Annotated in this window: 12 protein-coding genes; 1 reads left to right on the forward strand and 11 read right to left on the reverse strand. The window is 47.0% G+C overall.

Features of this window, described 5'->3' with window-relative positions; genetic code table 11:
* Positions 1 to 24: 24 nt before the first annotated feature.
* The 4 genes from ACTNCK_RS04560 to ACTNCK_RS04575 form a co-directional block, all read right to left on the reverse strand.
* Positions 25 to 3,054: a hypothetical protein gene (locus ACTNCK_RS04560; RefSeq protein WP_441081219.1), complete on the reverse strand. Its 3,030-nt coding sequence runs from the start codon at positions 3,052 to 3,054 to the stop codon at positions 25 to 27.
* 566 nt (positions 3,055 to 3,620) lie between these two features.
* Positions 3,621 to 6,284, reverse strand: a complete 2,664-nt coding sequence (gene pulA / locus ACTNCK_RS04565) for a type I pullulanase (RefSeq protein WP_441081220.1) — start codon at positions 6,282 to 6,284, stop codon at positions 3,621 to 3,623.
* Between the two features lie 162 nt (positions 6,285 to 6,446).
* The gene (locus tag ACTNCK_RS04570) at positions 6,447 to 6,914 is read right to left on the reverse strand and encodes a NifB/NifX family molybdenum-iron cluster-binding protein (RefSeq protein WP_441081221.1); all 468 of its coding nucleotides are present in this window, start codon (positions 6,912 to 6,914) and stop codon (positions 6,447 to 6,449) included.
* A 253-nt stretch (positions 6,915 to 7,167) separates the two neighbouring features.
* On the reverse strand, positions 7,168 to 8,748 hold the full coding sequence (locus ACTNCK_RS04575; protein WP_441081222.1) for a glucose-6-phosphate isomerase: 1,581 nt from the start codon (positions 8,746 to 8,748) through the stop codon (positions 7,168 to 7,170).
* Between the two features lie 241 nt (positions 8,749 to 8,989).
* On the opposite strand from ACTNCK_RS04575, the gene ACTNCK_RS04580 reads away from it, so the two are divergent.
* Entirely contained in the window at positions 8,990 to 10,063 is a 1,074-nt protein-coding gene (locus ACTNCK_RS04580; protein ID WP_441081223.1) for an undecaprenyldiphospho-muramoylpentapeptide beta-N-acetylglucosaminyltransferase, read from the forward strand.
* On the opposite strand, the gene ACTNCK_RS04585 is transcribed toward ACTNCK_RS04580, so the two are convergent.
* From ACTNCK_RS04585 to ACTNCK_RS04615, 7 genes are all read right to left on the reverse strand, one after another.
* Positions 10,060 to 10,905 carry an endo alpha-1,4 polygalactosaminidase gene (locus ACTNCK_RS04585; protein ID WP_441081224.1) on the reverse strand — a complete coding sequence of 282 codons (846 nt, stop codon included), beginning with the start codon at positions 10,903 to 10,905 and terminating at the stop codon, positions 10,060 to 10,062. The genes ACTNCK_RS04580 and ACTNCK_RS04585 overlap by 4 nt on opposite strands.
* Entirely contained in the window at positions 10,902 to 11,324 is a 423-nt protein-coding gene (locus tag ACTNCK_RS04590; RefSeq protein WP_441081225.1) for an HIT family protein, read from the reverse strand. The genes ACTNCK_RS04585 and ACTNCK_RS04590 overlap by 4 nt, the downstream gene beginning before the upstream one ends.
* 30 nt (positions 11,325 to 11,354) lie before the next feature.
* Positions 11,355 to 12,344: an SCP2 sterol-binding domain-containing protein gene (locus ACTNCK_RS04595; protein ID WP_441081226.1), complete on the reverse strand. Its 990-nt coding sequence runs from the start codon at positions 12,342 to 12,344 to the stop codon at positions 11,355 to 11,357.
* A gap of 70 nt (positions 12,345 to 12,414) precedes the next feature.
* Positions 12,415 to 13,614: a DUF6382 domain-containing protein gene (locus ACTNCK_RS04600; protein WP_441081227.1), complete on the reverse strand. Its 1,200-nt coding sequence runs from the start codon at positions 13,612 to 13,614 to the stop codon at positions 12,415 to 12,417.
* Positions 13,615 to 13,617: 3 nt separating this feature from the next.
* On the reverse strand, positions 13,618 to 13,854 hold the full coding sequence (locus ACTNCK_RS04605) for a hypothetical protein (protein ID WP_441081228.1): 237 nt from the start codon (positions 13,852 to 13,854) through the stop codon (positions 13,618 to 13,620).
* Positions 13,851 to 14,273, reverse strand: coding sequence for a prepilin peptidase (locus ACTNCK_RS04610; protein WP_441081229.1), 423 nt, complete (start codon positions 14,271 to 14,273; stop codon positions 13,851 to 13,853). Before ACTNCK_RS04610 ends, ACTNCK_RS04605 begins: the two co-directional genes overlap by 4 nt.
* A complete protein-coding gene (locus tag ACTNCK_RS04615) occupies positions 14,233 to 15,051 on the reverse strand; it encodes a hypothetical protein (RefSeq protein ID WP_441081230.1) in 819 nt (272 codons plus the stop codon). Before ACTNCK_RS04615 ends, ACTNCK_RS04610 begins: the two co-directional genes overlap by 41 nt.
* Positions 15,052 to 15,180: the final 129 nt, after the last annotated feature.

Here is a 15,180-nt window from a genome sequence, read left to right on the forward strand (position 1 = left end):
TGATGTGATTCGAAGGATTGGGTATTACTTCTTGTCGGTCTTCTTGGTTACCTTTGTTGCCTTTGGTCCCCAAACGGTCTTTCCGGCATCTGTCTTCTTGTAAGCCTTAACCTTGACTGTAACCTTGGCACCCTTCTTAACCTTAAGAGAGGTCTTTGTGCCAGCTACGTTCTTAGCTACCCACTTACCAGAACCAACCTTCTTGTAGACACGATAGAGTACGTTAGCACCCTGTGACTTCCAGGAAACAGATACAGCAGCACCCTTCTTGTTAGCTACCTTAAGTCCGGTAACCTTTGAAAGAGTAAGTGACTCTCTATAAGTGATAGAAAGCTGCTTATTATCATTATCAACGATTGAATGATCTGTTGCTGAGATATCTCCTGAAGGTTTAAAGGTAACTACCTGAGTACCCTGAGTTGTAGGATACAGATAGAAAGTAGTGAATCCATCAGCCTTCTTCTCATCCCTTGTAGCAGTCATAATATTCTGGTTCAGAGGATCACTACCGTTGTAAAGGCTTGTCGAAGTGATATTTGCGTGTGTATCGTTCTTGTCGATGGCATAAGCAAGAGTTACCTTCAGAGTGGTGTTTCCATCAAGACGAAGCTCTGGAACAGCAACAGCTGAATCCTTTGCTGAATCGTAAACTACCTTGCCTGTTGTAACATTCTCAATCTTCGTAACTGAGTTACGTACTCCTGCAACAGAATCAATACGAACTACCTTGTAGGCTGTTCCTGCACCAGCGTTATAGGAGATAAGGAGGTTCTCCACCTTACCCTGAACTCTTGCTACATGAACTCCCTTGAAGGTAGATCCAGCAACCTCGTTAGAGAAGTTTGCATCGTTTACAGCCTGAGTCGGAGCATAAGAATAGAGAGTCTTTGCTGCGTGAAGATCATCACCCTTTACAAGTGCTCTTACGGTAACACCAGACTTAGCGATTATATCGTTGAAGTTGATGTCTGACTCAAATGACTTGTTGTCCTCAGCTCCAGCTACTGTACCGATCTTATAAGCGTCAGCAGCCTTGATCTCAGGATCCTTCTTGTCAACTACTACAAATACATAGTTGGTAGAAAGAGCTGTTGTGCTGGTTGCTGTCGAAACAAGTTTGATAGCTGCAACACCTGTGGTAGCATTCGGAGCTAATGTAACAACGCCATTGCTCGATACTCCTGTAACGGCTGATCCACGCTGTCCAGCAAGAGAAGCTGTAACGATGGCTCCGCTTGTTGAAACGATGTTAAGAGCTTCTGTGACGTTTGTCGGCTCTGTACCTGTTACGTCGATCTGAACATACTTGATCTGTGATGCAGCGAGCCCCTCCTCAGTAGGAATTCCAGCTCTAACTACAGAAGCATAATCAACTCCATTCAGGACATCCGCCTGGTCCTTATCGACACCTGTTACTGCAGGTACATCATAAGGAAGTGCATTAACCTTAAAGTAAACTCTGAGCTGCTTAACGATGTTGCCGTTGATCTTTCCTGTAACTGTTACATAGAAAGAATCGGTCACTGTTGTAGCCTTAACTACTCCAGCATCGCTAACAGTGTTCTTTGTGTTGCTTGACTCATAAGAAAGAGTCATACCTTCACTCTTGTAAAGATGCTTAGCAAGATCATATGAGTTTACTGACTTTACATCAAGGATAACCGGGTTGGTATCGCTCTCACCGATCTCAGCGCTGTCAGCTGTTCCGTCAGCGGTAGCCTTAAGGGCATACTGAGAAGTTCCAAGAACAGTCAGAGGAACCTTGGTCTGAGCGATCTGACTTTTGTTGGAGACTGTGATAGTAGCCTCAGTAGTGCCAGCGTGCTTTGCAAAAAACGTCTTTGTAGCTGTGCTATAAACAGCAATCACATCATCACTTGTGATGCTAGCTACATCTGCATCTGCGGCAACTGTAACAATACCTCTGCCTGAAACAGTCCAGTTAGCAGCTTCAGCAGTCTTGAATGAATTAAGAGTAGGGTTTGTAGAATCTGAAAGCTTTGTGCCGTCTGCCTTTCCTACACTTTCCACTTCAAGGGCATCTGTCTTATCAACAGTTCCGAGTGACATTGTATAGCTTGAAGCTTTAAGTCCGAGAGTATAGGTCTCGTTCTGTGCAAGTTTTACATTTACAGTCTTGTAACCTACAAGAGTGTAGTCAGTGTTGTCTGTGTTTGCTGTGTAAGCAGCTAAGATGAACTTACCTGCTACAAAATCATCTGAGCTAGCCGAACTCTTTCTTGCAAGAGTCAGCTTACCTTTTTCAGCCTTGAAGTTGATTTTAGTGTTTGTTCCCTGAACTTCACTTGTGTAAGTGGCATGAGTGAGAGTAGTTGTAGTAGGCGCAGTTAATGAACCACCGACTGTCGCATCTGACACCTGCTGATAGTAAAGATCGCTACCGTTGTAGCTCTTTCCTCCAGCTGTGATCACGCTTGGCTTCAAATCCATACTAAAGTCGTTGGTGTTTCTGAGATAGACAGTATCATCAACTCCCTGGAAGATAGCCTTTGAAGCATCATCAAGATGATCCTGAGCCGCTTGGGCGTCAGCAGTGTTGGTATAGTTAACCGTTAACGTCTTAGCTGTGTGTGAATCGTAATTGATCTCAAAGGTGTAGTCTGTACCTGTTGTTGCATTTCCAGCAAATGAGATAACAACAGTGGTCGCACCGTTCTTATCCCCAGCCTTAGCAGCGATGCTGTTAAGAGTGAAGACATCTGATGCACCAGTAAGAGCTGCTCCGTCCTGTTTCACTGTAAGACCTGTGTCCTGAGCAGTGCCGCCTTTCTTGGCTGTGATTGTTGCTTTATCAATAGCAGAAGCTGAGCTGTTCTCAAATGTAAGAGTAAGAGAACCGCCTGCTTTTACTGTAGCTGTAGTCGCACTTAAAGCAGCATCATTTGTTCCGTCAAGAGTTACTTTCGCGCTTGCGTTTGTAGCCTGGACAGTAGCAGCCTGTGCCTCAACTACGCCCTGAAGTCCAAGTGTGCTAACAGGAGCGAAGGTAAGTGCAGTAGCGGCTGCAAGTACGATAGCTAAACCTTTTTTCATGTTTAACATTTTTTATTATTCCTCGCTTTCCGAAGGGCAGGGGTTAGTGTCTAGGGAGTAGGGGTCAGGGTTACTGAAGTTTAGTCGAATCTTGAGATTCTGATAATACTAAAGCTCCAAAACCCTGGACCCTGGGCCCTTGGCCCTATCCCCTTCCTTCATCATGGAATGTTTATCATGGTACACGTGAAGGAGCGTCCTCCCAAACCACTCGCACAGCCGAGGCGATAGACTGTCGCGGATGCGTCCCGCTATGTCAATCTGGCTGTGTTTTCTTCACAGTCCTTGGGGAGAGCCTTTCCTCTGGCGATCAGGACCGCATACATGATAGAAGCAATCCGTCAGGCCGCAGGATCGGATAGCACCTTACGCTGCTAGTGCCTTACTCCTTCGGACGCTTAAGACTTTATACCAAAAAAGCCCCTCCGGCCATTGCCAGAGGAGCTCCTTTACTATGTTATTGATGTAAATAGATTTTTCTGCCTCATTATCTTCAAGAATTTCTTCCGAAATAATTAAAGCTTTTTTCAAGGAAGACGATCAGGGCAGCAGTTCACCTGTTCCTTTTATCTGATCAGAACCGTGCAGCTCTCTGCTTCTGCGCTGATGCTGCCGCTTGCTGTCTTAAGTGTCCTGGTTCCTGCTGTCTGCTTATCGATACAGACCTTCCAGTCTCCTGAAGGAAGGCTGATATCCTCAGACTTCTGATTAGGGTTGAAGATCACAAGGATCTGCTGTGCAGAATCTCCTGAGCTCTTACCATCGATAGTGTATGCGATCACATTATCACTGGTTCCGCTTAAGAATTTTACAGAAGAATCTATCTCGCTGCCGCTTGTCATGCGAAGAGCCGGATGCGCCTTTCTGAATGAGATCAGGCCCTTGTAATAATTATAGACATCCTGGTACTCCTTCTTTCCGAGATTATCCCACTTGAAGGCGTTGATGCTGCTTGCTGAGAAATCCTTATAAGCCTCATAATATGCCTTCAGGCATGATGCATTTGAGCTGTAGCTGTTCACCCAGAAATCCCTGCCGTTTACTGTCTTTATATCATCGCTTTCATCGTGCTTCACTCCTGACGGAAGCTCCTTTGAACGAAGCATCTCCTCTCCGCCCTGCATGAACGGTATTCCCTCTGAAAGGAAGACTATCGATGAAGCCAGATTGTTCTGGGCTATGAGCTCGCTTCTGTCCTTTGCCTTTGACGAGCCCTGAAGCCTGTCAAAAAGCGTATCATTATCATGGCATGATACATAGTTTATGGTCTGAGAAGCTCTGTTTTCTGTCTTAAGCCAGCTTGCTGATGCTGTTACTGACTGTCTGATATCTGAAGCTTTGCTGCTGTTTCCGCTGGCATATCCTCTCTCGGTGAAGTTGAACACGCCGCCCTTTGCACCGTCACGGATCTGGTCATTGAAGTATCCCACCTGCGGTGTCGCTGCGGAATTATTCTGCGTTGCAAATGAAAGCCCGGTCTTCGTCGGATTGGTCTCGTTATTCCATCCCTCGCCGTAGATAATGATCGAAGGATCTATCTCATGGAGAGCCTTTACTATCTGGTTCATGGTCTTCGTATCGAACAGATAGGACTGGTCTATCCTGAATCCGTTGATATGATACTCCTTTGCCCAGTATACAAAGGAATCCACTATGTATTTGCGGTTCATTGCACGCTCTGTGGCGGTATCATTGCCACAGAATGAGCCGTTGGAATTCGGTCTCGAATAGTAATCCGGAACTATCCTGTTTATGCAGAAATTGTCCTTTGATGCTACATGTCCATAAACCACGTCCATGACTACGCTCATGCCGTTCTGGTGAAGGGACTCGACCATTTCCTTGAACTCCTTCACACGGACTGCACCCTTTGACGGATCTGTGGAATATGACCCCTCCGGTATATTATAGTTCTCCGGATCGTAGCCCCAGTTGTACTGGTCTGTATCCTTTGACTCGTCTACCGAGCTGAAATCATATACCGGCTGGAGCTGCACATGCGTAACTCCCAAATCCTTCAGATAGTCGATTCCTGTTGTCTGTCCTGAAGAATTCTTTGTTCCCTTCTCTGTAAATGCTAGATACTTGCCCTTGTTCTTCATTCCTGAAGACTTATCGTTTGAAAAATCTCCGACATGAAGCTCATAGATAACTGCATCTGTATAGTTCTTGATCTCGTTTGGATTCTTGTCATCCTTCCATCCGGCCGGATCTGTTGAGGATAAGTCTATTACCATTCCTCTCTTACCGTTTGTGCCGCTTGTACGGGCATACGGATCGATCACATCCTTTGCTGTCCTGCCATCGGTCGTGACATCATAGGTATAATATACCCCGTTCTGATCTCCTGCCACCTTTACTGACCAGGTTCCCTTTTCCTTCTTCTTCAGGGAGACTGTCTTTATCAGATCATCGGCTCCCTGCCTCCCTGACTTATAGAGATTGAGCTTTACCTTGCTGGCAAGCGGGGCCCAGAGCCTGAAGGTCGTCGCGCTGGCCTTATAGCTGGCTCCCAGATCATTTCCCGTATAGGTATAGGCCTTTTCAAATTCCTTTGTCGAATAATAGTCCGGTGTTGTGACCCTGGTCTTTACGCCATCATATGTCACATAGGTGGTGTATCTATATGAGATAGGCTTTTTAAGTGTAAGCGTGTACACATTCTTAGCTGCCTTTACCTTGCTTATGGCAAATTTCTTCTTGACAGAATTCGTGACAGAGAATGCCTTCTTTGCATCTGTCTTTTTATCAAAGGCCTTCATCATTGTGACGCTGATACTTGTCTTTGACGCTGATGAAGCCTGTGCTACTGTGTTCCCGAATTTCGTCGCATATCCCTCTATTCCGGAGAATACATACACATCAAGCTTTCCCTTCTTTGCTGCCGACAGATCTATGCTCTGATCCTTATCGACATCCTTTCCGGCCCAGCTGTCTCCGCCCTTCCTCACTATAAAGGAAAGCTTGTCCCCTCCAGCCGGTACTGTAAAGCTCGTCACGGCACAGCCGTTCTTATCCGTTTTCTTCTGGAATTTTCCTGCTGTCCCGTCTACTCCATCTGCCCAGAACCATACGTCCCAGTCGCTGTACTTGCCGTCGCTTCTGTAATAATGAAACGACACCTTCGTCTCTCCTGCTGCCATCGCATCCAGCCTGATCCCCGAAAAGATCGACAGGACCATAATGAATGCACTAACAAGCGCTGATACTTTCCTTAGTTTTTTCCTCATTTATTCCTCCTTTGCAATCCCAAAGCTGTACGGATCTTGTTCAATCCGCACAACTCTAAACTAAAGTATCAGCTAAAATTCTAGCATTATGCACAAAGGCATGGTATATAAATTTTCTTTGATATATATCACTTTTATGAGAAGTAGGGATCAGGCCCCTCTTCACCCCTGACACCTCCCATGCCCGCACTTATACTCTCCATCATGATGATCGCAGTTAGCCTCGGTGCCTGCATCAAGCGTCCCTGCTATCAGTGCCTTTACGGCCTCATCGGTGCTTCCGCTTACTCCGGCACAAAGCCTGATCCCTGCTGCCTCAAGCGCCATCTGTGCGCCTCCTCCTATGCCTCCGCATATAAGCGTATCTACGCCTGCAGTCTTCAAGATACCGGCAAGTGCGCCACAGCCTTCTCCGTTTGTATCAAGGATGTCCGAGCTTATTACATTTCCATCCTCTATATCATACACCTTAAACTGCTGTGTCCTCCCGAAATGCCCGAATACATTTCCATTGTCATAGGTTACCGCTACTCTCATTGTCTTTTCTCCTTTGCTTCTGAGCTCTATGCCTAAGTCCTTCCCATCCATGTCGATCGTGATATGTCCTCCGCCCTGAAACCTTGCCGGCATCCTTTACCTTCCTTTCAAAAAAATAACAGCGCATTCCTTCGAATGCACTGTCATAATATCATATGCTTATATGAAAGGACAAGAGACTTATAAAACACTAGCCTTCAAAATAAAGACTTACTGTAGTGCCTGCCCAGCTCATGCTTTCTGGATCTGTCTACCATGAAGGATGGCTCAAATACCTTTTCTATATCCTCCGCCGGAATACCTGCTCCGCTGTCTCTTATACCAAGCGATTGATGGCATCGACCCCTTAGATCTCCAGCAGTCCCGCATACTCCTTCAGTGCATCCGACATATCTCCTGCGAGGACCTTCTTTGCGAGGGTCTTGCCGAGCTGGACGCCTTCCTGGTCGAAGCTGTTGACATTCCAGAGGAAGCCCTGGAACATCACCTTGTTCTCGAAATGTGCAAGCAGCGCACCGAGTGCCTCAGGAGTAAGTCTTTCTCCTACTATGATGCTTGAAGGTCTTCCTCCCTTGAAATTCTTGTTCAGGTCCTCGTCCTCCTTACCGCAGGCGAAGGCTATGATCTGTGCAGCCACATTGGCCTTTAGCTTCTGCTGGCTTGTAGAGCCCTGGATAGTGAAATCGTTTTCAAGCTGACTGTCCTTGAATCCGATGAACTGAAGCGGTACTATATCCGTTCCCTGATGGAGAAGCTGATAGAAGGAATGCTGTCCATTGGTTCCCGGCTCACCGAAGATGACCGGTCCGGTAGGGTATGAAAGGCTTTCCTTGAATCTGTTTACCGACTTACCGTTTGACTCCATATCGAGCTGCTGAAGATGAGCCGGGAAACGTGAAAGCGCCTGAGAGTACGGAAGTATAGCCGTGCTTGGATATCCAAGGACATTTCTCTCATAGACACCGATCAGGGCATCGAGCATATCCGGATTCTTCATAGGATCAGCCTCTTTGGCGAGCTTGTCCTCCTCGGCTGCCCCGTTTAAGAAGGCTGCGAATACCTCCGGTCCGAATGCAAGTGAGAGGACTGCGCCACCGACTGCCGATGTAGATGAATATCTGCCGCCGATGTAGTCATCCATATAGAAGGCTGCCAGGTAATCCGGGCTGTCTGCAAGCGGAGAGGTCTCACTGGTGACAGCTATCATATGCTTTGAAGGATCGAGTCCGTCCTTCTTCAGTGCATCCATAACGAATGACTGGTTGGTCAGAGTCTCAAGAGTCGTTCCTGACTTGGATACAAGGATAAAGATGGCATGAGCCACATCCACCTCAGCAAGAACTGCCGAAGCGTCATCAGGATCTACATTGCTGATGAAGTGAGCATCCATAAGGAACTTGCCGTTCTTTTTTGCCCAGTTCTCAAGTGCTATATACATGGCACGCGGACCTAAGTCACTTCCGCCGATTCCGATCTGTACGACCGATGTGAACTTCTCTCCGGCCTCATTTACTATCTCGCCCTTATGTACCTTGTCGGCGAAATCAGCTATCCTCTTCTGCTGCTCCACATAGAAGCTTCTCTTGTCAGCTCCGTCAGCAACTACGGCGTCGCCTAGCTGACCTCTGGTCAGATGGTGGAGGACAAGTCTGTTCTCTCCTGTATTTATGACTGCGCCATTATAGAGCTCCTTGAACTTGTCAGCGAGCTGCGCCTCATTTGCAAGAGCTGAAAGGCTCCTTAATATATCATCATCTACCTGCTTTGCGGCATAATCATATGTAAAGCCTGCTGCCATAGGGATCTGATACTTCTTTACCCTTCCGGCTCCCTCTTCTCCGCTCATAACAGACTTCAGATCTACAGGGGAAGACTGCTGCAGCTCTTTGAATGATGCTAAAGTGTCCAGGTTATTCCAGTTTGTCATTTATTCTACCTCCAGTAAATGTCTCTTGACATTTTCAGAATGCATTGTATCATAAAAATGTTGGTTTGAATATACCAACTTTAAAAAAAACACGAAAATTTAACTTTTCGTATTTTTTTGACTTTTCTGAAAATCGTCCCCGTTGCGCAGGCCATACGGTTTCATTTTATCAGACATGAGGCATGACCATCTAGTGTTACGAGGCGAGTTTAAGAAGCTTTGATTGTGAAAGGTTATTATAATGTCTAAGATCATTCTTACCGGTGGCGGCACTGCCGGCCATGTGACTCCAAATATCGCTCTGATCCCGGCTCTTAGGGAGGCCGGCTTCACTCCGGTCTATATAGGCTCCTACAATGGTATAGAAAAGGACCTGATCACAAAAGAGGGCCTTGAGTATCACGGTATAAGCTCCGGCAAGCTCCGCCGTTACTTTGACTGGAAGAACTTCTCGGATCCCTTCCGTGTACTGAGGGGCTATGCCCAGGCCAGATCTCTTCTGAAGAGGATTCGTCCGGCTGTCGTATTCAGCAAGGGAGGCTTCGTCTCTGTGCCTGTAGTGCTTGCTGCCAAATCCCTTCATATACCAGCTATCCTCCATGAGTCAGACATGACCCCGGGTCTTGCAAACAGGATCGCCATGAAGGGCGCTGTAAAGATCTGCTGCAATTTTCCTGAGACCCTTTCCTATCTTCCTGAGGGCAAAGGAGTCCTTACTGGCTCTCCTATAAGACAGGCCCTTCTCCATGGAAGCAGGGATAAGGCCCTTGAATTCACCGGCCTGACCGGCGCCAGGCCGCTCCTGCTTATAATCGGAGGATCGCTTGGCTCTGTCTTTATCAATAATGCTGTAAGGGGAGCTCTTGATGACCTGCTCCGCGATTTCGAGATAATCCATCTTTGCGGAAAAGGAAATCTTGACCCCTCGCTTGACGGCAGGAGCGGCTATGTCCAGTATGAGTACATTAGCAAGGAGCTTCCTGATCTTTTCGCTGCTGCCGACCTTGTGATCTCAAGAGCCGGCGCCAATGCCATCTGCGAGCTTCTGGCCCTGAGGAAGCCTAATATCCTTATCCCTCTGTCAAGAAACGCATCTCGCGGAGACCAGATCCTAAACGCTGCCTCCTTTGCAAAGCAGGGCTTCTCATATGTGATAGAGGAGGAAGATGTGACTGAGAAGACTCTTACTAATGCCATACGTCATGTGACATCACACAGGGACGAATATATAAAGGCCATGTCAGACAGCGCCCAGATGGACCCGATCCAAAAGATAGTAGCTATTATAAAGGAAGCAGCAGATAAGCAGGGCTAAAGGCCCAGTCTGATATCATGCGCATCATACCAGATGAAGCCATTCCTGGCACAATATGAGCCTATCTGCTTTCTCATATCCTCTCCGGCCCGGTATTCGATCAGGAATACCTTAAGGCCGGCCTTTCTGGCTCTGGCGAGATAGCTCTTATAATATTCCCTTACGCTTTTTTTCTGCCTGCAGTACCTGTATCTTGTCTTATTATCACTTTTTCTTATGAATACTGTTCTTGTAAAGACAGACTCCTGACATATACCATCGAAGGCAACCTGGTCCTTTTTTATGGCCTGACTCACAAAGGTATCGCCTCCATTTACTATGATGCTCATATCATAAGCCTTTAGTCCGCTAAGGATAGAGACAAGGCCCTGATAGATATCCTCAGTATGGTAATGGTAATATACGTCTGCATTATCTACGAAAAATCCATCAAGTCCAATAGAACTGTAATACTCTCCTCTGTCCTTTATCAGAAAATCCTGCCAGGCGGTATCTGCCACATTGATCCAGTACTCATCTTCCCAGCCCTGATACGCTCCAAGCCTTAATTCCCTGTAGCTGTCATAGTAGGGCCTGCAGGTCTCTATAGAGCCTGTATTCAGATATCCGTATACCCTGACTCCCTTTCTATGAAGCTTTCTTATATCCGATTTATGAAATTCATCCGGATCTATCACCACTGTACTGTAGGAATACATGCGGCTAAGCTTCTCTCTGCCTGCTGCCGTAAATACCCCGAAATCCTTCTTGTCTGCGGCTTGAGAGGTCAAGGGCAGGCAAAAAAGAAGGGCTGCCGCCATAAGGATAAAGCAGAGCCCGGCCCTTCCCTGTCTTTTTCTCACTGCGCGAGTTTCTCTGCGATCTCTCTTATCTGATCCTCTGAAAGGCCTGCATGTGTAAAGCCAAGAAGTCCCTTATTGTTCGGAGCGTCCTTGTATCTCGGGATCAGATGAAGGTGGAAATGAAATACTGACTGACCTGCGATCTCACCGTTATTCTGCAGGATATTGAAGCCGTCACAGCCCAGAACATCCTTCATATGTATGGCAAGCTTCTTTGCAAGAGTAAAAATAGCTGCCGCCTCCTTATCTCCCAGCTCGAATATGTTGGCATAATGATTCTTCGGAAGGATAAGGGCATGTCCCCGGCTCACCGGATCTGCATCAAGGATCACTGTGAACAGGTCGTCCTCATATATCTTATTGGTCGGGATGATCCCGTTTGCAAGCTTGCAGAAAATGCAGTTATCATCTGTCTTCATCGTAAAACCTCCTGTGTCATATACATAAAGCTAAAACTGAAATATCTGGTCAAGTGTCCTCAGGTCAGCAAAGGTACCTCTGGCACTCATATCACCTGTGTTGAAGGCTCTCTGAAAGGTTTCCCTGCCTGAGGTGATCTCATTCATAGCGCCCTCTGAAAGATGGATAACAACCTTTGCATCGTCTCCATTTCCATACTCAGCACTTATCTGATCGCCCTTTGCCCGTATCACAAGTGGCTGATCCCTGCCCTCTATATGAAAGGCAGCAGTCATGTCAAGTCCATCCTTTCCATGAAAATGCGACTGAAAAGCATTAATAAACTCTGTTTCGGCCTTCTCTGCATTCTCTCCAAGCAGATTGCGATAAATGGATGAAAGGTCACTTATATCCTTCTTCTGCTGTGCTACATAGGCATCATCAGAGACATATTCCGAAAGCTGCTCGCTTTCCTGGGGAGTAAGCTGCATGGTCCTTGTACGAAGCACCGACCGTCTGACTGCCTGATTGCTGCCCGGAAGGGACCTTGCGTGGGACGAAATCGTCCGGTAGAGATTCTCGGCTCTCTTCTCTATTATCCTGTGATATTCAGGATTGTCACGAAGCTCCGAAGTCCTTTCGACATAGCCGCATAGTCCGCCGCAAAGCTGACCTCCAAGTATCTGCCAGGCATTCTCCAGAGTAAGCACGGCTTCCCTCTCTCCATATGTAGTGGAAATAACGACCGGCTGCATATATATACCGGCTATCTCCTCCTTGTCACCGTAGAACCAGCATGCGTCAAGGAACTGGGTCATATAGCCCCCGATCCCCAGCCACTCAACTGTGGTCGCAAGGATTATCCCATCGACTCCCTTCAGTGTAGAAGGAAGTGTCGAGATCGAATTCTTAGCTTCGTATATATTGTACCTCTTCACCTCTACCCTGAGCTCACCAAGGACCTTCTCGATCTGTGAAAGCACATAAATAGTAGGATCGTCGAGTACCCCTCTGCCTCCATAGTATATATTTATCTTCATAGATATGACACCCTCCATGTCTGTGGCAACTGTTTATAGTTTACCACAAAGGGAGGCTATTTCAAATACATTATACGATATGATAGGCCACATCGGCGAATACTATCCTGTCCATCCTGTTAAGTCTTTGTCTCTTATTATAGGACAGGAGCTCTCCATTCAGATATGTCCCGTTCGTGGAATTAAGATCCTCAATGTAAAAATCTCCATCCTCCCTTGTGATCACAGCATGATGGCGGCTCACAACTGCCGAATGGAGGACTGCATCGTTTTCTCCCTCCTGACTTCCTATCCGAAACCTCCTGGTCTGTATCTGATAGTTGTTCTCGGTTCCCTTCCCCTCATAGACCAGCAGTCCTTCAAAATGGTCCTTAGCCTCTCTCTGTTCCACAGCAACATCTGCCTTTCTCATAAATACAGTCTTCTGTCGAAGCTCTGTATCCGGATCAAATACAAAATCATCTGCTATATCAAAAGCCTCTTTCTTCTCTTCCCTGCTGCCCCTCTCCTTTTTTAGAAGCCTTGTGATCCCCGGAAACTTATCCATCAAAAGACCCTTCAGCTTATCCGAAAGCGACGGTTTATCCACTCTTTTCTTACTGACCGGCGGATCTGCCGGTGTCTCGTCTTTAATAACATCGTTTTGAATCGGTTTTGCCTGGCCCTGTTCCTCCTCCCTTATGCTTATCATCCTTTCAGTAGATGGCATCATATCCACAGGATCAGCCGTCTCCATCTCCTTCCTGATAGTTTCAGCCAGTTCATCAATGGTCACAGGATTCCGGCACATCTCATAAAGCCTGTAAACAAGCCTTGCCACCTGGTCCCTGGCATCGTCCACCTGGTCCATATAAAATTCAAAAAATTTAAGCAGCTGACTGGCCGGGCTTTCATGCAGCAGCGGACAGTAGCATAGTCTGACATTCGGCTTATCCTCCCTGTCAAAATAGACCGCTCCCGGATCCATAAGTATATTCTCATCTCTTATCAGATACTGGGAAAGCAGGGAAAAGCCTCTTGCTATACTGCTTACTGCCATATAGAGATTCTCTATAGTGACTCCCTCGGTCCTTACTATATCCTTTAAGGACCTCAGGCCTGTAATGTCATACCAGACCTGCATACCCCGGTCCAGCTCGACCATATAAAAGGATAGAAGCAGCCTCACAGAATTCTGTCTCAGCATCTCCTGCTCATACCCGTCCTCTCCTTCCTCTCCTGACAGAATCATATAGCTTCTGCTGGCGCTTCTCTGGTAGCTTACCTCCATCTCTCATTCCTCCTTTTTATCTCCCTTGTCAGTGATCTTTTCTGCCATATCCTTTGCGACAGCTATTTTCCTGAATTCAGAAACCGCATTTATCTCCGGCGGTTTCCTGTCTGATATTTCCTTATATGTCTCCCCATAGAGGCTTATGGTAAGCAGCAGTACTCCTATGAATATCAGAAGAGCCAGGCCGAACATCCAGGTCGCCTCCAGGGTCAGATATGCCTTTTTCTTTCCTTTCATGATCCCTCCAGCAGCAGGGTTATCAGGGCTCCTGCTGTGATAAATGGTATAAATGGCAGCCTGTAGTCCTTCCCCTTCTTTAGGAAGGCTGCCGCAATAAAGGCAGCTGCTCCTGCCAGCAGACTTGATGTAAATATAAGGCAGATATTTCCAGCAAGACCAAGATAAGCTCCTGTAGATGCTATGACCATTCCGTCTGCTTCTCCCATTGTCTCCGGACAAAGCCTAGAAAACAGCCATATAATAAGACCGCAGGCCACTCCTCCTGCTGCATCCGCGACCGTAAGCCGTCTGCTTATGAGAAATGCTGCCAGACCGCTTGCCATAAATATATACAGCAGGACCTGATGGACCTCCCTTTCCTTTATATCCTCTATGCTAAGGGCCAGAAGAAGGCTTAGCATTATCATGCGTTCCATGTCTCTCCCCCGATCCGCACTTGCTGCAGGGGCGGTATTTCTTTACTGCCTCCTCTCTGGTAAGTGTCTTTACAGTGCGCTTTAGCCTGCTGCATGACAGAGATGAATGTGCCCTGGTACCGTAATCAGTATAGTAGAACACTCCCGATATAGCATCACCACAGCTCTCACATGGATAGTATTTATGACCGCTTTCGCTGCGGAGTCCTCCCAGGGCCGACACCTGGGCCGTATGGATCGAGAGTCTGATATAGGTACAGGAAAGACTTGTATGATATACGCTTCCATTCTCTGTCACATATACTATGCCTCCGTCCCCTTCTCCCTCTGCCGGATCAAATCCGTTCCACCGCCTGATACAGATCCTGTTTCCCAGCTCATATCCTTTTTTGCCAAAAAGCCTCTGACCTGCGAGCAGAGGCATCAGATAGCCGGCTCTTACATCTATATCCTTCTCATTCACCTCAGTCTGTGCGAAATCGATAAAGAGCAGGTCATGAGACAAGAATCCTGTGCTTACTCCGTTTTTCTTCAGGAGGGCCTTTGACGCAGCATAGACGCTTATCGGCGTTATTGCCTCCTTTTTCTCCCCTATAGTCACAACCCCTGCCAGTGCCAGATGCGCGCTGCTTTGATAAACCGTGGCGAAAAGTCCCCACTGGAAGGACAGAGCGCGGAAGATAAGCAGAAATACCAGCACAAAAAATGCGAATAACGGCAGAAGAGCTGCTGCTTCATAGGTATAGAATCCCTCTTTCCTGTTTTTTCTTTTTTTCATAAAACCCTTAATAGTACGCTGCCCCGGAACGGTGCCCCTGCCATTAGTAAAAATGATTGAGGTTTCTGGAAAATGATGTATTCATGTGATTGCCTGACTGAAGGGAATTGTCAAATGTATCAGGGACAC

Source organism: Candidatus Weimeria sp. HCP3S3_B5, assembly GCF_052064335.1.
In the GTDB taxonomy this organism is placed as follows: domain Bacteria; phylum Bacillota; class Clostridia; order Lachnospirales; family Lachnospiraceae; genus Weimeria.